Raw genomic sequence first — 19,051 nt, 5'->3', positions numbered from 1 at the left:
CGACTGTGACTTTCGTCCTGGAAGCCGGTCGCGGCGTCAATTGGCACCGCAACATGGCGCCCAAGGGGGCGGGCGTATAATCCGCGCCCTCTTTACGCTGAAGCGGCACTCCGATGGCACAGACGATGAAGGCGCTGGTGAAGCGCGAGGCGGGCAAGGGCATCTGGATGGAAGAGGTGCCCGTGCCCCGGCCCGGTCCCAACGAGGTGCTGATCAGGCTGGAAAAGACCGCGATCTGCGGCACCGACCTGCACATCTACCTGTGGGACGAATGGAGCCAGCGCACGATCCGGCCCGGCCTGACCATCGGCCACGAGTTCGTCGGCCGCATCGCCGAACTCGGCTCGGCGGTGACCGGCTACAGCGTCGGCCAGCGCGTCTCGGCCGAGGGCCACATCGTCTGCGGCCATTGCCGCAACTGCCGCGGCGGCCGCCAGCACCTGTGCCCCAACACGGTGGGCATCGGCGTGAACCGCGACGGCGCCTTCGCCGAATACATGGTGATGCCGGCCAGCAACCTGTGGCCGATCCCCGACCAGATCCCCTCGGAGCTGGCGGCCTTCTTCGACCCCTACGGCAACGCCGCGCACTGCGCGCTGGAGTTCGACGTGGTGGGCGAGGACGTGCTGATCACCGGCGCCGGCCCCATCGGCATCATCGCCGCCGGCATCTGCAAGCACATCGGCGCGCGCAACGTGGTGGTCACCGACGTCAACGATTTCCGCCTGAAGCTGGCCGCCGACATGGGCGCCACCCGCGTGGTCAACGTGGCCAACCAGTCGCTGAAGGACGTGATGGCCGACCTGCACATGGAAGGCTTCGACGTGGGCTTGGAGATGAGCGGCAACCCGCGCGCCTTCAACGACATGCTGGACTGCATGTACCACGGCGGCAAGATCGCCCTGCTGGGCATCCTGCCGAAGGGCGCCGGCGTGGACTGGGACCGCATCATCTTCAAGGGCCTCACCGTGCAGGGCATCTACGGCCGCCGCATGTACGAGACCTGGTACAAGATGACGCAACTGGTGCTGAGCGGCTTCCCGCTGGGCAAGGTGCTGACCCACCAGTTGCCGATCGACGATTTCCAGAAGGGCTTCGACCTGATGGAAGCCGGCAAGGCGGGCAAGGTGGTGCTGAGCTGGGTGTGAGCCCGCCGACGACATCCTCCAGGCAAAGAGAAAGGGCGCCCTGCGGCGCCCTTTCCTTGTGGTCAACGCCGCGTGGCTTATTGACCGACGCTGAGCGTGAACACCACGCGATCATCGGCCAGCTTGCCGAAGTTCGTCTCGCCCTTGCTGTCGGTGCCCACCCAGCCCAGCGACGCACTGACCAGGCCCCACGACTTGCCGAAGGTGATGCCGTAGTCGGTGTAGTCCTCGGCGACCTCGTCCTTGAAGATGCTGCGGCCGACGTTCAGGCCGAAGGTGTAGTCGTTGCCGAAGCCCCACTCCGCGCCCAGGCCGTAGTACCAGCCATCGGTGTCGCTGTTCCACATGTCGTTGGAATAGACCACCGTCAGGGAATAGGTGTCCGCGAAGGTGGTGCTGGTGATCAGCTCGTTGTAGTTCAGGTCGCTTGCACCGGGATAGGTGTAGCGATTGACCATGATGTCGAAATTGACGTTGTCGCTGAAATCGACGTTGTAGCCGACGAAATAGTCCACTTCGAAATCCGGCTTGTTGCCGCCGAAATCCACGCCCGAGGCCCAGCCGCCCACGTAGATGCCCACCGGGGTCGTATAGGTGATGCCGGCTTGTCCGGTCGGATTCTCGTCGCTCTGCGAAGCGCCACGGAATACGTAGTCGGAAACGGCGGTCAGTTCCCAGCTGATCGGGGATCCTTCTTCCTCGGCTTCCTGAGCGAAGGCCGCCATGGGCAGGGCCAGCAGCAAGGCGGTGGCGAGGGCGGTGCAGAACTTGACGGGCTTCATCCGGGTTCTCCTGTTGCGTGGGCGGTCGATGGGATTGCCTGCGTACAACGCCGCGATGCCGGTAGTGAAACCGTCATCACGACTTCACGGTTTTTTAACCGGCTTGATATTGCGACGCAACAATCCCTGCCGTCAAGTACCTCCCGGAAGACGATCGAAAGCCCTGTCCCGCGACACGAAAAAGCCCCTTTCATGCACCTTCAGCGTGCCGGCGAAGCACCATCCAGGGGAAACCAGCCGTACCGCTTCGGCGTCAACCGGATCGGCTGGCCGGGCGTGTTCTGCGGACCTTCCAGTTCGGCGGGCAGTTCCACTTCCAGTTCCGTTCCCCCTTGCTGCAAGCGCGTGCGCAGCCGCAGGCGCGGGCCATTGCGCTGGGCCGCCACGATGGTCGCGGGCCAGCCCGGGCCATCGCCGGCGACGCTGATGTCCTCGGGACGCACGTAGACCTCCACCGTCCCCTGCCCGGCCGGCTCGCGTGTCGGACCCAATGCCAGGCCGGCCACTTCCAACCGGTCGCCCTGCCATTGCCCGGGCAGGCGGTTCACCTCGCCGACGAACGAATAGACGAAGGGCGATGCGGGCGCGTCGTAGGCTTCGGCCGGGCTGCCGAGTTGTTCGATCCGGCCGCGGTTGAGGATCGCCACGCGGTCGGCCAGTTCGAGCGCCTCTTCCTGGTCGTGGGTGACGAAGATCGTGGTCAGGCCGGTGCGATCATGCAGCTCGCGCAGCCAGCGGCGCAGGTCGCGGCGCACCTGCGCGTCCAGCGCGCCGAAGGGCTCGTCCAGCAGCAACACGCGCGGCTCGATGGCCAGTGCGCGCGCCAGCGCCACGCGCTGCCGCTGCCCGCCGGAAAGCTGCGACGGGTAACGCGACGCCAGCCCCTCCAGTTGCACCAGCGAAAGCAGTTCCGCCACGCGCTCGCGGATGCGCGCGTCGGGCAGCTTGCCCGCGCCGCGCCGCACGCGCAGGCCAAAGGCGATGTTCTCCTGCACCGTCAGGTGGCGGAACAGCGCGTAATGCTGGAACACGAAGCCCGCCCGCCGTGCCTGCACGCTCAGGCGCGAAGCGTCCTCGCCGTCGAACCACACGGTGCCCGCGTCGGCGTGCTCCAGTCCGGCGATCACCCGCAGCAAGGTGGTCTTGCCGGAACCCGACGGCCCCAGCAGCGCCAGCAACTCGCCCTGCCGCACGTCCAGGCTGACGTCGTCCAGCGCGGCGAATTCGCCGAAACGCTTGCTCAGGTGTTCGATCTTGATGCCCATGGTGTAGACCCTTCGGTTTTCAGCGGGTGTCTTGTTTGCTTTGGATCAGCGCGGATGACACGGATAAGGCGAATAGGGTGCGGCCTGGTGCGCTATTCATATCCTCATTCTTATGCTCCATCCGCGTTTTTCGCTCTGATCCGTGGCAAGAATGCGCTTGCTGCTAGTGACGATGATTGGCGGCCAGCGATTCGCCGTGGCGCCATTCCAGATACGACTTCAGCACCAGCGTGACCAGCGCGGTCAGCGCCAGCAGCGAGGCCGCGGCGAAGGCGGCGCTGTAGGCGTATTCGTTGTAGAGGATCTCCACGTGCAGCGGCAGCGTGTTGGTGCGGCCGCGGATATGCCCGGACACCACCGACACCGCGCCGAACTCGCCCAGCGAACGCGCGCTGCACAGCAGCACGCCGTACAGCAACGCCCAACGGATGTTGGGCAGGGTGACGCGCCAGAACGTCTGCCAGCCGTTCGCGCCCAGGCTGAGCGCGGCCAGTTCCTCGTCGACGCCCTGCTGCTCCATCAGCGGCATCAGCTCGCGCGCGATGAACGGGAACGTCACGAAGATCGTCGCCAGCACGATGCCCGGCAGCGCGAAGATGATCTTCGGCAACTGGACATGCACCTCGCCCAGCAGCGGCAGCGTGCCGCGCCAGCCTTCGTCGATCAACGGCCACATCCACCCCTGCGCGCCGAAGATCAGCACGAAGATCAGGCCGGCCACCACCGGCGATACCGCGAACGGCAGATCGATCAGCGTGACCAGCCAGCGTTTCCCGGGGAAGGAATGCTTGCTGACCGCCCACGCCGCCGCGATGCCGAACAGGAGATTCAACGGCACCACGATGGCGGTCACCACCAGCGTCAGCTTGACCGCCGCCAGCGCGTCCTGCTCGGAGATGGCGGTAAGGAAGGCCAGCCAGCCGCCGCGCAGCGCCTCCACGAAGACCAGCAGCAGCGGCAGCAGCAGGAACGACAGCAGGAAGCCCAACGCCCCCAGCACCAGCAGCACCTGCACCCACGCGGGCTCGGTGACGGCGGATCGGGCACGGATCTGCGCGGGCACTCGGGATTGCACGGCGTACGACTCCGGCGGCACGGCGATGACGGCGGTGGTGGCTTCGCTCATGTTAGCCCCCCGCCCGCTTCTCTGCGCGTTGCAGCCGCGATTGCAGCGTATTGATCGCCAGCAGCAATACGAACGAGAGCAACAGCATGGCCGCCGCGATGGCGGTGGCGCCCTCGTAATCGAATTCCTCCAGCTTGATCGTGATCAGCAGCGGCGCGATCTCGGACACGCCGGGCAGGTTGCCGGCGATGAAGATCACCGAACCATATTCGCCCACGCCGCGCGCGAAGGCCAGCGCGAATCCCGCCACCACCGCCGGCCACAGCGCCGGCAGCACCACCCGCGTGACGGTCTGCCAGCGGCTGGCGCCGAGCGTGGCGGCGGCCTCTTCCAGTTCGTGCTCCACTTCGGCCAGCACGGGCTGCACCACGCGCACCACGAACGGCAGGCCGATGAAGATCAATGCCACGGTGATGCCCAGCGGGGTGTAGGCCACCTTGATGCCGGCGCCTTCCAGCCACTGCCCGATCCAGCCGGTCGGCCCGTACAGCGCCGTCAATGCGATGCCGGCCACCGCGGTGGGCAGGGCGAACGGCAGGTCGATCATCGCATCGAAGATACGCTTGCCGGGGAAGCGGTAGCGCACGAACACCCACGCCACCAGCGTGCCCATCACCGCGTTGAACGCCGCCGCCGCCAGCGCGGTGCCGAAGCTGATCCGCAGCGCCGCCAGCACGCGCGGCTCGGTCCAGATCTGCCACAGCCCGGAGAACCCCAACCCGCTGGCCTTGACGAACACGCCCACCAGCGGGATCAGCACGATCAATCCCAGCCAGGCCAGCGTGTAGCCCAGGCTGAGGCCGAAACCGGGAATCACTCGGCGGCGGCGCGGCGCGGATCGTGCGGGAATGGGCAATGCGGTGCTGCTCATGACTTCATCGCGCCGAATATATCCGGTCGAACACGCCGCCATTGGCGAAGTGCCGGGCCTGGGCCGCCTGCCAACTGCCGAAGGCCTCCTCCACCCGGAACGTGTTGACCTTCGGGAAGCGCTCCGCATGCCGCGCGAGCGCGGCCGGGTCGGAAGGCCGCATGTGATTCTGGGCGAAGATCGTCTGCGCCTGCTCGCTGTAATGGAAGCGCAGGTACGCATTCGCCAGCGCGGCGCTGCCGTGCTTGGTGACGACCTTGTCCACCACCGCCACCGGATTGTCCGCGCGCACCGTCAGCGACGGCACCACCACTTCGTAATCGCCGGCGCCGAATTCCGCGCGCAGCAGGCCGATCTCGTTCTCGAAGGTCAGCAGCACATCGCCGATGCCGCGCTGGACGAACGTGGTGGTCGCACCGCGCCCGCCAGTGTCCAATACCGGCACGTTGGCGAACAGCTTGCGGACGTAGTCCTCCCCGGCCTGCTCGTTGCCGTCCGCCGCGCGCTTGGCCCATTCCCAGCCCGCCAGGTAACTGTAGCGGCCGTTGCCCGAGGTCTTGGGATTGGGAAGGATGACCGCCACGCCCGGCTTGGCCAGGTCGCCCCAGTCGCGGATGCCCTTGGGATTGCCCTTGCGCACCAGGAACAGGATCGTCGACCACGACGGCGAACTCTGGTTGGGCAGGCGCCCCGCCCAGTCCACCGGCAGCAACCCGGCCTTGGCGATCTGGTCGATGTCCAGCGGATTGTTCATGGTGACCACGTCCGCTTCCAGCCCATCGATCACCGACCGGGCCTGCTTGCTGGAACCGCCATGCGACTGGTCGATCGCCACGGTCTTGCCCGTCTGCGCCTTCTGTTGCGCCACGAAGGCCGGATTGAGGTCCTTGTAGACGTCGCGGGCCACGTCGTAGGACGCATTCAACAGCGCGCCCTCCCTGGCCAGCACGTGGCCGGACGCCAGCAGCAGGACGGCCAGCGACACGGTCGCGACGGAACGCCAGCGGCATCGCCATGCACCCCGCGATGGGATGGCCGTCATCGTCATTTAGCCTGGATCTGGTCGAACACGCCGCCATCGGAGAAGTGCGTGGCCTGCGCCTGCGCCCACGAGCCGAAGGCACCGTCGATCGTCACCAGTTCCAGCGTGGGGAAACGGGCGATGTCGCCGGGATCGGCATGCTGCGGGTAGCGCGGGCGGTAGTAGTGCTTGGCCGCCAGTCGCTGGCCCGCCGGCGAGTACAGGTACTGCAGGTAGGCCTGCGCGGCTTCGCGCGTGCCGTGCTTGTCCACGTTGCGGTCCACCAGCGCCACCGGCGGCTCGGCCAGGATCGACAACGACGGCACGATGATGTCGAACTTGTCCGGCCCCAGTTCCTCGATGGACAGGAAGGCCTCGTTCTCCCACGCCAGCAGCACATCGCCGATGCCGCGCTGCACGAAGGTGGTGGTGGAACCGCGCGCGCCCGTGTCCAGCACCGGCACGTTGCGGAACAGCGCGCGCACGAAGTTGCGCGTCTTGGCCTCGTCGCCCTTGAAGATCTTCAGCCCGTACGCCCACGCGGCCAGGTAGTTCCAGCGCGCGCCGCCGGAGGTCTTGGGATTGGGCGTGATGACCGAGACGCCCGGCTTCACCAGGTCCACCCAGTCCTTGATGCCCTTGGGATTGCCCTTGCGCACCAGGAACACGATGGTGGAGGTGTACGGCGCGCTGTTCTCCGGCAGGCGTTTCTGCCAGTCGGCGGGGAACAGCTTGGCGCGCTGCGAAATCGAATCGATGTCGTAGGCCAGCGCCAGCGTCACCACGTCGGCCTCCAGGCCGTCGATCACCGAGCGCGCCTGTTTGCCGGAACCGCCGTGGGAGGTCTCGATGGTGACTTTCTGGCCTTTGTTCTTCTGCCAATCGGCCGCGAAGGCGGCGTTGAACTCGCGGTAGAACTCGCGCGTGGGATCGTAGGACACGTTGAGCAGCTTGATGTCCTTGGCACCCGCGGCGGCCGCCAGGGTCAGGCCGAAGGCGAGCAGCAGGTTGCGGGCGTGTCGGCGGAAATGCGTCTTCATGGGGCTTTCTCCAAAGGAATCAGAATGCGACCTGCAGTCGCGAGAACACGGCTTTTTCGTCCTCGCGGTCGGCACCGGCCACCGCGCCACCTTCGAACTGCGTATCCAGGTAGTTGACCACCAGCTTCAGATTGCTGGTCAGGTACCAGTTCAGGCCCAGCGTCCACGCGGTGGCCTTGCGCGCCGACACGGCGGGATCGGCGAACAACGGGAACGCGGCATCGTCGATCTCCAGCACGCCATAGCGGCCGACCAGTTCGAACGCGCCCCAGCCGCCGCCGGTACCGAACGGGCGCGACGGCTTCGCCACGCCGCGGTAGCTGGCGTCTTCCCCGGTCAGCACGAAGCTGGCGGTCGCCTGCCAGGCGGTGTTCTCCAGGTCGGCGCGGGTGCCGGCCGCGGCGCCGCTGGTGACCAGCAGCGCCTGTTCCGAACTGATGTACTCGGCCAGCAGGCCGAAGCGGCCGCGGTAGAGGTAACCCTGCGGCGAGAAGCGACGATGCTCGCCGTCGGCCGCCACCGCGGAAAGATAGTTGAAGAACTGCTGTTGCCCCTGCGTGCGGTAGCGCGGCAAGAAGTTGTTGCCGGCGCCGCGCTTGTCGCCGATGCTGCCGGCGATGCCGAAGCCCAGGCCGGACCAACTGCTGCTGGTGTTCTTGAACGGCTCGAAGAACAGGCGGCCGGCATACTCGAATTCATCGTCCGGGTTGGTGGTTGCGCCATCGCGCCCGTCCGGCGCACCGTTGTAGACGCCGGCCACGTAACTGACGCGGCCCTGGGCGAATTCGCCCTGCGCCTGTACGCCCAGTTCGCGGTTCGGCGCCAGTTCGGTGGGGAAGCTGCGTTCGATCAACCCGATCGCGCTGCCGGACTGCAACCGCTCCAGCCCGATCGGCCCCTTCACCTTGCCGGCGCGCAGGGTGAAGGCCGGATCGAGCTTCACGTCCACGTAGGCATCGACGATGGTCGTGCTGTCGCCGGCGAATTCCGGCGTCAACCGGAACGACACCAGCTTGCCCAGCGAACCTTCGAGGGTGGGACGGATGCGCCGGAACAGGAAGGTATCGTTCTGCGGCGACGCATCGTCGTCGAAGAAGAAGCGCGCATCGCCCTGCACCAGCCCGCGCAGCCTGAATTCATAATCGCCGTTGGCCGACTTCAGCGACACGCCCTTGTCGTTGACCGCGACCACCGGCGCCTCCTTCGCCTTGGCGACCTGCTCTTCCTGCTGCAGTTCCAGGCGGCGCTCGAGGATGCGCAGGCGCTGGTCGACATCGCCCAGCGTCGCGGGCGCGCCTTCGCCCGCTTCGGACGCGACCGCGGCGGGCGCGTCGCCGACGCGACGCTCCAGGGCTTCCAGACGTTGCAGCAGTTGTTCCACGGTGGGCTGGCTCTGCGCGAAGGCGGGAACGGCCAGGGAACAGGCCAGGGCGCCGATCCATGCCGCGCCCCTGCCCTGTCGCCTGCCTGTCCCCGATTCTGTCCGCATCGCCTCGTCCCCGCGTAAGAAAGCCGTTATCGGCCGGAAACGGGATGCTGCGTGCGCATAATCGCGGCGGGAAATGACGAAACCGCCAGTGCTTATTCCACCACTTCATGTAGGTGGCGCACCGAAAAGGGGATTCCAGGCCCGCCGGTTAGAATGGCGCCTTGTTCATTCTCGTGATCGCGCCATGCCCAACCCGCTGACCGCCCACTACGCCGCCGAACTCGACGCCATCCGCGCCCAGGGCCTGTTCAAGTCCGAACGCATCATCACCAGCCCGCAGTCGGCGGAAATCCAGCTGGCCGACGGACGCGCCGTGCTGAACTTCTGCGCCAACAACTACCTGGGACTGGCGGACCATCCGGACATCATCCAGGCCGCCAAGGACGCGCTGGACACCCACGGCTTCGGCATGGCCAGCGTGCGCTTCATCTGCGGCACGCAGGACCTGCACAAGCGGCTGGAGAAGACCATCGCCGATTTCTTCGGTACCGAGGACACCATCCTCTACGCCGCCTGCTTCGACGCCAACGGCGGCCTGTTCGAGCCGCTGCTGGGCGAAAACGACGCGATCATCTCCGATGCGCTGAACCACGCCTCGATCATCGACGGCGTGCGCCTGTGCAAGGCCAAGCGCTTCCGCTACGCCAACTGCGACATGGCCGACCTGGAAGCGCAGCTGCAGGCCGCCGATGCCGCCGGCTGCAGGACCAAGCTGATCACCACCGACGGCGTGTTCTCGATGGACGGCTTCATCGCCCCGCTGGACGAGATCGCCGCACTGGCGAAGAAGTACGGCGCGCTGGTGCACATCGACGAATGCCACGCCACCGGCTTCCTCGGCGACAGCGGGCGAGGCTCGGCCGAGGTGAAGGGCGTGCTGGAGAAGATCGACATCTTCACCGGCACGCTGGGCAAGGCGATGGGCGGCGCGCTGGGCGGTTTCACCACCGCGCGCCGGGAAGTGATCGAACTGCTGCGCCAGCGCTCGCGTCCGTACCTGTTCTCCAACTCGCTGCCGCCGCACGTGGTGGCCGCCGGCATCAAGGCGTTCGGCATGCTGTCGTCGGCAGGCGACCTGCGCCGGCAGTTGCAGGACAACACCCGCTATTTCCGCGAAAAGATGACCGCGGCGGGTTTCGACATCAAGCCGGGAGTTCACCCGATCTGCCCGGTGATGCTGTACGACGCGCCGCTGGCGCAGAGGTTCGCCGAACGCCTGCTGGAAGAAGGCATCTACGCCATCGGCTTCTTCTTCCCGGTGGTGGCCAAGGGCCAGGCGCGCATCCGCACGCAGATGAGCGCCGCGCACACCCGCGAGCACCTGGACCGCGCCATCGACGCCTTCACCCGCATCGGTCGCGAACTGGGCGTCATCAAACACTGATCAGGACGGGCCTGCGCCGGTCGAGGCCCGCCCACTACGCGCACCTGCTGCAAGCTCCTTGCAGCAGGTGCGCTGCGCGACACTTCCCCCATCTTCCCCATTGATCGGCTGCAGGCGCGCGATGCCTACACCGAAACGCCCCGCAACGCACACCAGCCAAACCGCGAAAAGACAGCGGCGCGCGACGACTCCTCCCCAAGAATGGAGCGAGTGTAGGCATTCGCCGGTTTGATTGGCAGGCGTCGAAGAGTGCACTGCCGCACGTTCCACGACAGGGACCGAAGCCGGATGCGGAAACTGTGCACCCGCGCGCGCGGCAGGTGCCAACGGCGTCGCTCAGCGCACGGGAGACGAGAGAACGGCGACCTCATCCTCGCCGAGCGGGCGCCAATGGCCCTTCGCCAGATCGCCGAGCACGAGCGGCCCGACCGCGACACGCACCAGTCTCAGCACGCCGATGCCGAATGCCTCCAGCAGGCGGCGGATCTGCCGGTTGCGCCCTTCTTCCAGCACGATCTCGAGCCAGGCATTGCGCGCTCCGCTGCGCAACAACCGCGCACTGCGCGCGGACAGCGGTTCGCCCTCGACCACCACACCGGCTTCCAATGCACGCAGCAGGACGTCATCGGGCACGCGGTCCACCCGCACGTGATAAGTCTTGTCCGGCCCGCGCTCCGGGTCGGTGACCCGCGCCGCCCATTCCGGATCGTTGCAGAACAGCAACAGGCCTTCGCTGGCCTTGTCCAGCCGGCCCACCGGTGCGATCCATGGCAAGCCCGCGCCATCGAAGCAGCGGTAGACAGTGTCGCGGCCGCGTTCGTCGTTCGCCGTGGTGACCAGGCCGCGCGGCTTGTTGAGCATCAGATACAACCGCTTGCCGGCGGCCAGCGGCTGGCCATCCACCCCGACGACCGCACGCCCCTGAAGCACCGGGAATTCGGGATCGCGCACGACGCGCCCGTCCACCGACACGCGCCCATCCACGATCCAGCGCGCAGCCTCGGTGCGCGAACACAGCCCCTGCTTGGACAGGACACGCGCCAACCCATGCCGGGGAACCTCGCCGGCCCGCGGCGCACGTACGGCACGCATTGCCCGGGGCGCGCGCGGCGGACGTGGGGAAGGCATCGGCAGGCCCGTACGAAAACGGCCGGGGGAAAGCCGGCCGTCGGGAATCAGTCCTTTTCCACCGGCGCGGCGGGCGCGGGCTCCGCCGTCGGCGCGGCGGCAGGCGCGGCGCCCTTGGCCACGCGCACTCCGCGCGACTTCATCCACGCATCGAACTCTTCGGCGGTCATGCGCTTGCCGTTCTGGTTCATGTCGAACCGCCACGGCGTGTTGTCGAACTCGGTCTTGGGCTTGTACGCCGCCGAACTGCTCGCCGCAGTCTCCGGCACGGCCACGGGCGCGGGCAGTGCCCTGGCCACGTCGCGGCAGCCCTCGATGCGCAGGCGCAACAGCACGCGATCCACCGACTGGGCCTCGTCGAACGCATGCGAGGCCAGCACGCCGGAAGGCGCGCCCAGTTGCGTGGCGGTCGGGGTGAACTCCGGCGCGACCGGCGCGATCACTGTCGGACGCACTGGAAGCGGCGGCGGCACCAGGCTGCCGGCGCAATCGGGTGCGGCCTGGGCGACGGGAATCGCAGCGATGCAGAACAGGCTGGCAAGGACTTGGCGACGCATCGGAACGACTCCTGCATTAGAACGTGCCGCGAGTGTAGGCAGCGCGGCCGACCATATCAAGGAAATGGGCAGGCGCGCCGAGGCGCGAGCGGAAAGGCGGAAGCGTCGTCACGGAACATCGCGTGCGCCGAGGCGCAAAAAACGAAGCCCGGCACAGGGCCGGGCTTCGGGTGCTGCGGGAAGAGCGTCCGATCAGTTCTGGACGTTCAGTTCCGTACGACGGTTGCGAGCACGGCCTTCGGCCGTTTCGTTGGTGTCGATCGGACGGCTCTCGCCGTAACCGTTCGGACCCACCAGACGCGAAGCGTCCACGCCGTTGCTGGTCAGGTAGTCGTACACCGCCTTGGCGCGGCGCTCGGACAGGCCCTGGTTGTAGGCGTCGGTACCGACGGAATCGGTGTGGCCGGCGACTTCAACGCGCAGGTCGGGATAGCGCTTCAGGATCTCGGTGGCTTCGCTCAGGATCGCCACGGCATCCGGACGCAGGGTCGACTTGTCGAAGTCGAAGTTCACGCCCTTCAGGTCGATCGAGACCGGCACCGGGCAGCCGTCCGGACCGATGGTCTGGCCAGCCTGCGAATCGGGGCACCTGTCGTCGCAGTTGTTGACGCCGTCGCCATCGTCGTCCAGGTCGGCGCAGGTCGGACCTACCGGCGGCGGCGGCGGCGGGGCGACGACGGCCTTCGGACCCAGCGGGATCACGACGCCGACCGAAGCCAGCACATCGCCGAACCAGCTTTCGTCCGGAGCGGCGTGGCTCTGATCGTCGAAGTCGGCGCGGTAAGCCACTTCGGCGCGAACGCCGATGCGCTTGTCGAACGTGGTCTGCAGACCGACGCCGATCTTGGCGGCAAAGTTGCCGTCCTCACGCTCGCCCGGGGAGTTCGGGCTCGGGAACGCGTCGTACTCTTCCTCGGAGCGCTGGTAGCCCAGGCCCGCCAGGATGTAGGGGTTCCAGCCACGGCCTTCGGAGATGAAGTGGCGGCGCAGATCCAGGGAGATGCCGTACTGGCTCCAGTTCAGATCCTGGTTGTCATCGAAGTTCGGGTTCTGGTAGTTCAGTTCACCGTCGAGCGACCAGTTCGGGCTGATGAACTTGCCCAAGCCCAGGCCCACGAACGGGGCGTTGCGGGTGGTGCGGTCGTCGTCCTGCAGGTTGAAGCCGGCCGAACCGGTCAGGTACCAGCGGTCGTCGAACTCCTGGGCCATCGCGTGGTTCGCGAGGCTCAGACCGCCCAACAGCGCGGCGCAGAGAAGTTTCTTGTTCATTGATGCAGCTCCTTGTAAAAGTTCAGTTGTAGAGAAACCGAAGTACTTCGCTTGCGTGGATTCCAGCTTTTCTTATGGTTATCCGAGGGCGGCCACCTGCGACGCCATCCTGAACAAGATTATGCGGCACCAAGTGAAGACTGTGTTAACGGTACCATAACAAGTCGGACAAAGTTAACACTCTTACAACTATACGCCCAGAGCGATGTCCGGAAGCAGACAAGGCTTCGGGACCGCTCCAGATGGCCCGAAAGGGATTGACCCGCCGCCCCGTCCGGCACCCGGACCCTGCACCATTCGTCGGAGCGACCCGTAACGGCACCCCCAGGATGTCCGATGCCCCCGGCAATGGCCGGCTCACGCCGCTCCGTTGCAGCCAGGCAACACATCGATGCGATGGAGCGCCTTGGAACCCCTCGGCATTGGCCCGATGCTGGGGACATGGATACCCGCACACCTCCCGCCCTGTTCGTCTCGCATGGCTCGCCGATGCTGGCCATCGAGGATTCGGCCACGGGCCGCTTCCTGGACCGGTTGGGCGGCCTGCTGCCCCGCCCGCGCGCCGTCGTGGTCGCGTCGGCGCATTTCATCCATGAACGCCCCACCGTCACCGCGACGCCCGCGCCGGACACGATCCACGACTTCGGCGGCTTCCCGCCATCGCTGTACCAGATCCAGTACCCCGCGGCAGGCGCCCCCGGGCTGGCGGCGGACGTGGCGCAGCGCCTGGCCGCTGCAGGTTTCGATGCGCGCACCGATGGCCACCACGGGCTGGACCATGGCGTCTGGGTGCCGCTGCGCCGCATGTATCCGCAGGCCGACCTGCCGGTGGTGGCGCTGTCGGTGAATCCGGCGCAGACGGCCAAATGGCATTATCGGCTGGGTCGGGCGCTCGCACCGCTGCGCGAGGAGGGCGTGTTGGTGGTCGGCTCCGGCGGCTTTTCGCACAACCTGCGCGCCCTGGACTGGCAGCATGCCGATGCGCCCGCGTTTCCCTGGGTGGAAGCCTTCACGCATGCGTTGCGCGAGCGCCTGCTGACCGGCGACATGGAAGGTGCGCTGGACTGGCGCGCGCTGCCCGAAGCGCAACGCAACCACCCCACCCCGGAGCATCTCTATCCGCTGTACGTCGCACTGGGCGCCGGCGGCGAAGGCGCACGCGGACGCCTGCTGCACCGGGACGTGGAACTGGGCGGGTTGGCGCTGGACGCCTTCGCCTTCGATTCGGACAGCGTGAATCAGACCGACAACCCCCGCTCCCAGGGCGGGTCTTCGCCAAACTGATCCACCAGGAAATCGGTGAAGGCGCGCACCCGCGGCGGCACCAGCCGGCGCTGCGGCATCACCGCGCTGATCGCGGTGGTGGCCAGCGGGTACTCCGGCAGCACGACCCGCAACCGGCCGGCCCGCAGGTCGTCGGCGACATGCCACAACGAGTGGACGACGATGCCTTCCCCGGCCAGCGAGGCGTCGCGCAGCACTTCGCCGAAATTGCTCTCGAAACGCCCCTGCACCCTCACCGCGACTTCGCCGCCTTCCGGTGTACCCAGCCGCCACACGTCCTGGCGGCCGCTGCTGCCGAACAGCAGCAGGCAGTCGTGTTCGGCCAGCTCCTGCGGCGTGCGCGGCTCGCCGCGGCGACGCAGGTAGTCGGGCGAGGCGCACAACAGGCGCCGGTTGGCCGCGATGCGGCGCGCGACCAGGCCCGAATCCTCCAGTGCGCCGATGCGGATGGCGAGATCGAAGCCTTCGCTCACCAGGTCCACCACGTTGTCGCTGAGATGCACGCTGAGCCGCAGCTTGGGATGCCGGGCCAGGAACGCCGGCAGCAGCGGCGAGACGTACTGCCGGCCGAACGATGCCGACATCGTGACCCGCAGCGTGCCGGCGATCTCGCTGGCGGCCTCGCGCAAGCCGGCGCCCAGCGCTTCCAGTTCCTCCACCAGCACGCGCCCCTGCTGGGCCAGCGCGGCGCCTTCCGGGGTGGGGTGCAGACGGCGGGTGGTCCGGTGCAGCAACCGCACGCCCAGGTCCTTTTCCAGCCGCTTCAACCGCTGGCTGGCCACGGCCACCGACAGGTCCAGGCTGTGGGCGGCCGCCGTGATCGAGCCCAGGTCGAGCACGCGCAGGAAGAGCGTCAGATCGCCTACCCGGTCCATTATCAATAATCCATTGATAGTGATTCACCATATTCGCCGTTTCTCGAAGTCGATGGAAGGGCCAAGCTGGCCGCCTTTCCGCACGCCCCTCCCCTCACATGTCCGCCCCGCCCTCCTCCCGCGCCCGGATGCCCGTGGCGCTCTATGCCTTGACCGCCGGCGCCTTCGGCATCGGCACCACCGAGTTCGTCATCATGGGCCTGCTGATGCAGGTCGCCGCCGATCTGCACGTCTCCATCGCGGCCGCCGGCATGCTGATCTCGGGCTATGCGCTGGGCGTGTTCGTCGGCGCGCCGCTGCTGACGGCCGCGACCAGCCGGATGCCGCGCAAGGCGGTGCTGGTGGCGCTGATGGTGGTGTTCACGCTGGGCAACCTCGCCTGCGCGCTGGCGCCCAACTACACCCTGCTGATGATCGCGCGCGTGGTCACGTCGCTGGCGCACGGCACGTTCTTCGGCGTGGGCGCGGTGGTGGCGACGGGGCTGGTCAGCGAAGACCGCAAGGCCTCGGCCATCTCGATCATGTTCACCGGCCTGACCGTGGCCACGCTGCTGGGCGTGCCCGCAGGCGCCTGGCTGGGCCTGCAGTTCGGCTGGCGCGCGACCTTCTGGGCGGTGACCGCCATCGGCATCGTCGCCACCGTGGTGATCGCCACGCTGGTGCCCGCCGACCGCAGCGCGCATGCCCCGCTCGCGTTCCGCGACGAGATGAAGGCCATCGCGCGCCCGCAGGTGCTGCTGGGCCTGCTGATGACGGTGCTGGGATTCGGCGGCATGTTCACCGTCTACACCTACATCCAGCCGCTGCTGACGCAGGTGACCGGTTTCGCCGATGCCGCGGTGTCGCCGATCCTGCTGGTGTTCGGCGTCGGCATGATCGTCGGCAACCTGTTGGGCGGACGCTTCGCCGACAAGCGCCTGTCGGCGGCCCTGCTGGGCACGCTGGCGACGCTTGCGTTGGTGATGGGCGCGATGACGTTCGTGCTCCACAGTCGGTGGGCGATGGTGCTGTTCACCGGCCTGCTGGGCGCGGCGGCGTTCGCAACGGTGTCGCCGCTGCAACTGTGGGTACTGCAGAAGGCCGCGGGCGCGCAGAGCCTGGCGTCCAGCCTCAACATCGGCGCCTTCAACCTGGGCAATGCGCTGGGCGCGTGGCTGGGCGGCGTGGTGATCTCGCAGGGCCTGGGCCTGACCGCGCTGCCGTGGGTGGCCGCGCTGGTGCCGTTGTCGGCGTTCGCGGTGGCGCTGTGGAGCCTCGCGCTGGAGCGCCGGCAGGCACGCCCGGCCCTCGTCGAACGGACTGAATGCGCCTGACGGCTCCCCTCTCCCTACACACTCCAAGGAATGCTTTCATGGAAACCCGTTTTCTCGGCCGTTCCGGCCTGAAAGTCTCGGCGCTGGGCTTCGGCGCCGGCACGTTCGGCGGCAAGGGCCCGTTGTTCGGCGCCTGGGGCAACACCGATACGGCGCAGGCCCGTCGCATGATCGACATCAGCCTGGACGCCGGGCTCAACTTCTTCGACACCGCCGACGTCTACTCCGATGGTGCGTCCGAATCGATCCTCGGCGCGGCGCTGCAGGGTCGTCGCGACCAGGCCATCCTGTCCAGCAAGACCGGACTGCGCCTGGGCGATGGCCCGAACGACGCCGGCGCGTCGCGCTTCCGATTGTTGAAGTCCGTCGATGCGTCGCTGAAGCGGCTGGGCACCGACTACCTCGACCTGCTGCAACTGCACGCCTTCGATGCACTGACGCCGGTCGAGGAAACCCTGTCGACGCTCGATGGCCTGGTCCGCGCCGGCAAGGTGCGCTACCTGGGCGTGTCCAACTACGCCGGCTGGCAACTGATGAAGTCGCTGGGCGTCGCCGACCGGTATGGCTACACGCGCTATGTCGCCAACCAGACCTACTACTCGCTGGTCGGCCGCGACTACGAGTGGGAACTGATGCCGCTGGCCATCGATCAGGGCGTCGGCGCGGTGGTGTGGAGTCCGCTGGGTTGGGGCCGGTTGACCGGCAAGCTCAGGCGCGGGCAGCCGCTGCCGGCCACCAGCCGGCTACACGATACCGCCGACATCGGGCCGCCGGTCGAGCAGGAGCGCCTGTTCCGCATCATCGAAGCGATGGACGTCATCGCGGAGGAAACCGGCAAGTCGATTCCGCAGATCGCCATCAACTGGCTGCTGCAACGGCCCACCGTGTCCACCGTGCTGATCGGCGCGCGCAACGAGGAGCAGTTGAAACAGAACCTCGGCGCGATCGGCTGGAGCCTCAACGCCGAGCAGATGCGACGGCTGGACGCGGCCAGCGCGGTCGAAGCGCCATATCCCTACTATCCTTACTGGCGCGGCCAATTCTCGGAACGCAGCCCGCTTCCCGTCTGAACCCGCTGTCTGCCTGGAGTCCCCCATGAAAGCCGTCGGCCTTACCCGCTACCTTCCCATCGACGATCCGCAATCCCTGCAGGATGTCGAGCTGCCGAAACCCACACCCACCGGCCACGATCTGCTGGTGCGCGTGGAGGCGGTGTCGGTGAATCCCGTCGACACCAAGGTGCGTTCGCCGAAACCGCAGGTCGAGGCCCACCCCAGGGTGCTCGGCTACGACGCCGCCGGCGTGGTGGAAGCCGTCGGCGAGGCCGTCACCCGCTTCAAGCCCGGCGACCCGGTGTATTACGCGGGCGACGTGACGCGGCCGGGCACCAATGCGCAGTTCCACTTGGTGGATGAGCGCATCGTCGGCCGCAAGCCGGCGTCGCTGGACTTCGCCCAGGCCGCCGCGCTGCCGCTGACCGCCATCACCGCGTGGGAATTGCTGTTCGACCGCATGCCGTACGCCATCGACGGAAGTGGCGACGGCAAGTCGTTGCTGGTCATCGGTGGCGCCGGTGGCGTCGGTTCCATCGCCATCCAGTTGGGCAAGCTGGCCGGCTTCACCGTCATCGCCACGGCCTCGCGCGCCGAGACCATCGACTGGTGCCGTTCGCTGGGCGCCGACCACGTCGTCAGCCATCGCGAAGCGCTCACGCCGCAGTTGAAGGCATCGGGCTTCGATGCCGTCGATGCGGCGCTGAACCTGGCCGACACCGATCGTTACTGGACCGAACTGGGCGAACTGCTGGCGCCGCTGGGCCACCTGGGCCTGATCGTGGAGCCGCGCGGCGAACTGAAGATCGGCGACCCGTACAAGGCCAAGAGCATCGGCATCCACTGGGAGATGATGTTCGCCCGGCCGCGTTTCCGCACCGCCGACATGGCCGAGCAGGGCCGCATCCTGACGCGCGTGGCCGAACTGGTGGACGCCGGCAGGCTGCGCGGCACGCTGACCGATACCCTGTCGCCGATCAACGCCGCCAACCTGCGCGAAGCGCATCGCCGGCTGGAATCCGGCACCGGCATCGGCAAGTTGGTGCTGGCCGGGTGGTAGCACTCCTGGGGGAGCGACGCGAGTCGCGACGGAAGCCAGTCCCACCCTAACGGAGCTCGAGTTCGGGAGGCATGGGAAGAGCCCTGTTTTGAGTGGCTTCTTGCGTTACGTGGTTCCACTCTGCTGCGGGTTCCCGGTCGCGACTGACGTCGCTCCCACAAATAAGACAGGTCGGCGGCATCCATGACGTTCCGGGAACGTGGCCGCCGATGGGCAGTGGGTCGCCGGGCCGAAACGACCCTTGAAACGCCAGGGTTCCTGTTCCCTGCTAGGCTCCGCCTTGGTGCCTGCGCCATGCTGGTCGCGATCCGGCCCGGGCTTGCCCACCCGATTGCGCCTTGCCCGGTTTCACGGCATTGTGCCCCTTCCATACGCAAGCGTATCCAG

17 protein-coding genes are annotated in these 19,051 nt (G+C 67.4%); 6 read left to right on the top strand and 11 right to left on the bottom strand.

Translation table 11 applies throughout. The annotated features are described in order from the left end of the window. The first annotated feature begins 113 nt into the window (after nucleotides 1-113). The gene (gene tdh, locus AAD027_RS11950; RefSeq protein WP_341726246.1) at nucleotides 114-1,148 is read left to right on the top strand and encodes an L-threonine 3-dehydrogenase; all 1,035 of its coding nucleotides are present in this window, start codon (nucleotides 114-116) and stop codon (nucleotides 1,146-1,148) included. A 77-nt stretch (nucleotides 1,149-1,225) separates the two neighbouring features. Here the strand turns inward: tdh and AAD027_RS11945 are convergent, their stop codons facing one another. The 7 genes from AAD027_RS11945 to AAD027_RS11915 all read right to left on the bottom strand — a co-directional run bounded on the left by AAD027_RS11945 (nucleotide 1,226) and on the right by AAD027_RS11915 (nucleotide 8,742). Then, the gene (locus AAD027_RS11945; RefSeq protein ID WP_341726245.1) at nucleotides 1,226-1,930 is read right to left on the bottom strand and encodes a TorF family putative porin; all 705 of its coding nucleotides are present in this window, start codon (nucleotides 1,928-1,930) and stop codon (nucleotides 1,226-1,228) included. A 200-nt stretch (nucleotides 1,931-2,130) separates the two neighbouring features. Further along, nucleotides 2,131-3,195, bottom strand: a complete 1,065-nt coding sequence (locus AAD027_RS11940; RefSeq protein WP_341726244.1) for a sulfate/molybdate ABC transporter ATP-binding protein — start codon at nucleotides 3,193-3,195, stop codon at nucleotides 2,131-2,133. A 163-nt stretch (nucleotides 3,196-3,358) separates the two neighbouring features. Next, complete coding sequence (cysW, locus tag AAD027_RS11935) at nucleotides 3,359-4,321, bottom strand: sulfate ABC transporter permease subunit CysW (RefSeq protein WP_341726243.1); 963 nt, start codon at nucleotides 4,319-4,321, stop codon at nucleotides 3,359-3,361. Between the two features lies 1 nt (nucleotide 4,322). After that, nucleotides 4,323-5,192 (bottom strand): sulfate ABC transporter permease subunit CysT, encoded by an 870-nt coding sequence (cysT, locus tag AAD027_RS11930; protein WP_341726242.1) that lies wholly within the window; start codon nucleotides 5,190-5,192, stop codon nucleotides 4,323-4,325. A 4-nt stretch (nucleotides 5,193-5,196) separates the two neighbouring features. Then, entirely contained in the window at nucleotides 5,197-6,234 is a 1,038-nt protein-coding gene (locus AAD027_RS11925; protein WP_425605450.1) for a sulfate ABC transporter substrate-binding protein, read from the bottom strand. Nucleotides 6,235-6,236: 2 nt separating this feature from the next. Then, nucleotides 6,237-7,253, bottom strand: coding sequence for a sulfate ABC transporter substrate-binding protein (locus AAD027_RS11920; RefSeq protein WP_341726240.1), 1,017 nt, complete (start codon nucleotides 7,251-7,253; stop codon nucleotides 6,237-6,239). 19 nt (nucleotides 7,254-7,272) lie between these two features. Continuing rightward, on the bottom strand, nucleotides 7,273-8,742 hold the full coding sequence (locus AAD027_RS11915) for an OprO/OprP family phosphate-selective porin (protein ID WP_341726239.1): 1,470 nt from the start codon (nucleotides 8,740-8,742) through the stop codon (nucleotides 7,273-7,275). A gap of 184 nt (nucleotides 8,743-8,926) precedes the next feature. Here AAD027_RS11915 and kbl point away from each other — a divergent pair, with 184 nt between their 5' ends. Beyond that, nucleotides 8,927-10,126: a glycine C-acetyltransferase gene (gene kbl / locus AAD027_RS11910; protein ID WP_341726238.1), complete on the top strand. Its 1,200-nt coding sequence runs from the start codon at nucleotides 8,927-8,929 to the stop codon at nucleotides 10,124-10,126. A 336-nt stretch (nucleotides 10,127-10,462) separates the two neighbouring features. On the opposite strand, the gene AAD027_RS11905 is transcribed toward kbl, so the two are convergent. The 3 genes from AAD027_RS11905 to AAD027_RS11895 form a co-directional block, all read right to left on the bottom strand. After that, nucleotides 10,463-11,254 carry a pseudouridine synthase gene (locus AAD027_RS11905; protein WP_425605459.1) on the bottom strand — a complete coding sequence of 264 codons (792 nt, stop codon included), beginning with the start codon at nucleotides 11,252-11,254 and terminating at the stop codon, nucleotides 10,463-10,465. A 47-nt stretch (nucleotides 11,255-11,301) separates the two neighbouring features. Then, nucleotides 11,302-11,811, bottom strand: coding sequence for a hypothetical protein (locus AAD027_RS11900; RefSeq protein ID WP_341726236.1), 510 nt, complete (start codon nucleotides 11,809-11,811; stop codon nucleotides 11,302-11,304). 192 nt (nucleotides 11,812-12,003) lie between these two features. After that, nucleotides 12,004-13,080 carry an OmpA family protein gene (locus tag AAD027_RS11895; protein ID WP_341726235.1) on the bottom strand — a complete coding sequence of 359 codons (1,077 nt, stop codon included), beginning with the start codon at nucleotides 13,078-13,080 and terminating at the stop codon, nucleotides 12,004-12,006. 441 nt (nucleotides 13,081-13,521) lie between these two features. Between AAD027_RS11895 and AAD027_RS11890 the strand changes: the two genes are divergently transcribed. After that, nucleotides 13,522-14,364 carry a dioxygenase family protein gene (locus AAD027_RS11890; protein ID WP_341726234.1) on the top strand — a complete coding sequence of 281 codons (843 nt, stop codon included), beginning with the start codon at nucleotides 13,522-13,524 and terminating at the stop codon, nucleotides 14,362-14,364. Here the strand turns inward: AAD027_RS11890 and AAD027_RS11885 are convergent. Beyond that, nucleotides 14,319-15,239 (bottom strand): LysR family transcriptional regulator, encoded by a 921-nt coding sequence (locus AAD027_RS11885; protein WP_341726233.1) that lies wholly within the window; start codon nucleotides 15,237-15,239, stop codon nucleotides 14,319-14,321. The two genes, AAD027_RS11890 and AAD027_RS11885, sit on opposite strands and share 46 nt — an antisense overlap. Before the next feature lie 98 nt (nucleotides 15,240-15,337). On the opposite strand from AAD027_RS11885, the gene AAD027_RS11880 reads away from it, so the two are divergent. From AAD027_RS11880 to AAD027_RS11870, 3 genes are read left to right on the top strand one after another with little or no spacing between them, the layout of a single operon-like run. Continuing rightward, nucleotides 15,338-16,552 (top strand): MFS transporter, encoded by a 1,215-nt coding sequence (locus tag AAD027_RS11880; protein WP_341726232.1) that lies wholly within the window; start codon nucleotides 15,338-15,340, stop codon nucleotides 16,550-16,552. Nucleotides 16,553-16,590: 38 nt separating this feature from the next. After that, a complete protein-coding gene (locus AAD027_RS11875) occupies nucleotides 16,591-17,622 on the top strand; it encodes an aldo/keto reductase (RefSeq protein WP_341726231.1) in 1,032 nt (343 codons plus the stop codon). A 25-nt stretch (nucleotides 17,623-17,647) separates the two neighbouring features. Continuing rightward, on the top strand, nucleotides 17,648-18,664 hold the full coding sequence (locus AAD027_RS11870) for a zinc-binding alcohol dehydrogenase family protein (protein WP_341726230.1): 1,017 nt from the start codon (nucleotides 17,648-17,650) through the stop codon (nucleotides 18,662-18,664). Nucleotides 18,665-19,051 lie beyond the last annotated feature (387 nt).

The organism is Pseudoxanthomonas putridarboris, from assembly GCF_038321125.1.
GTDB lineage: Bacteria > Pseudomonadota > Gammaproteobacteria > Xanthomonadales > Xanthomonadaceae > Pseudoxanthomonas_A > Pseudoxanthomonas_A putridarboris.
Note: the sequence above shows the minus strand (reverse complement) of the source record. Positions and strands in the feature narration are given on the sequence as shown.

Coding starts and splice junctions, on each gene's coding strand:
- tdh (WP_341726246.1), top strand. CDS start 114: ATGGCACAGACGATGAAGGCGCTGGTGAAGCGCGAGGCGGGCAAGGGC.
- AAD027_RS11945 (WP_341726245.1), bottom strand. CDS start 1,930: ATGAAGCCCGTCAAGTTCTGCACCGCCCTCGCCACCGCCTTGCTGCTG.
- AAD027_RS11940 (WP_341726244.1), bottom strand. CDS start 3,195: ATGGGCATCAAGATCGAACACCTGAGCAAGCGTTTCGGCGAATTCGCC.
- cysW (WP_341726243.1), bottom strand. CDS start 4,321: ATGAGCGAAGCCACCACCGCCGTCATCGCCGTGCCGCCGGAGTCGTAC.
- cysT (WP_341726242.1), bottom strand. CDS start 5,192: ATGAGCAGCACCGCATTGCCCATTCCCGCACGATCCGCGCCGCGCCGC.
- AAD027_RS11925 (WP_425605450.1), bottom strand. CDS start 6,234: ATGACGGCCATCCCATCGCGGGGTGCATGGCGATGCCGCTGGCGTTCC.
- AAD027_RS11920 (WP_341726240.1), bottom strand. CDS start 7,253: ATGAAGACGCATTTCCGCCGACACGCCCGCAACCTGCTGCTCGCCTTC.
- AAD027_RS11915 (WP_341726239.1), bottom strand. CDS start 8,742: ATGCGGACAGAATCGGGGACAGGCAGGCGACAGGGCAGGGGCGCGGCA.
- kbl (WP_341726238.1), top strand. CDS start 8,927: ATGCCCAACCCGCTGACCGCCCACTACGCCGCCGAACTCGACGCCATC.
- AAD027_RS11905 (WP_425605459.1), bottom strand. CDS start 11,254: ATGCCTTCCCCACGTCCGCCGCGCGCGCCCCGGGCAATGCGTGCCGTA.
- AAD027_RS11900 (WP_341726236.1), bottom strand. CDS start 11,811: ATGCGTCGCCAAGTCCTTGCCAGCCTGTTCTGCATCGCTGCGATTCCC.
- AAD027_RS11895 (WP_341726235.1), bottom strand. CDS start 13,080: ATGAACAAGAAACTTCTCTGCGCCGCGCTGTTGGGCGGTCTGAGCCTC.
- AAD027_RS11890 (WP_341726234.1), top strand. CDS start 13,522: ATGGATACCCGCACACCTCCCGCCCTGTTCGTCTCGCATGGCTCGCCG.
- AAD027_RS11885 (WP_341726233.1), bottom strand. CDS start 15,239: ATGGACCGGGTAGGCGATCTGACGCTCTTCCTGCGCGTGCTCGACCTG.
- AAD027_RS11880 (WP_341726232.1), top strand. CDS start 15,338: ATGTCCGCCCCGCCCTCCTCCCGCGCCCGGATGCCCGTGGCGCTCTAT.
- AAD027_RS11875 (WP_341726231.1), top strand. CDS start 16,591: ATGGAAACCCGTTTTCTCGGCCGTTCCGGCCTGAAAGTCTCGGCGCTG.
- AAD027_RS11870 (WP_341726230.1), top strand. CDS start 17,648: ATGAAAGCCGTCGGCCTTACCCGCTACCTTCCCATCGACGATCCGCAA.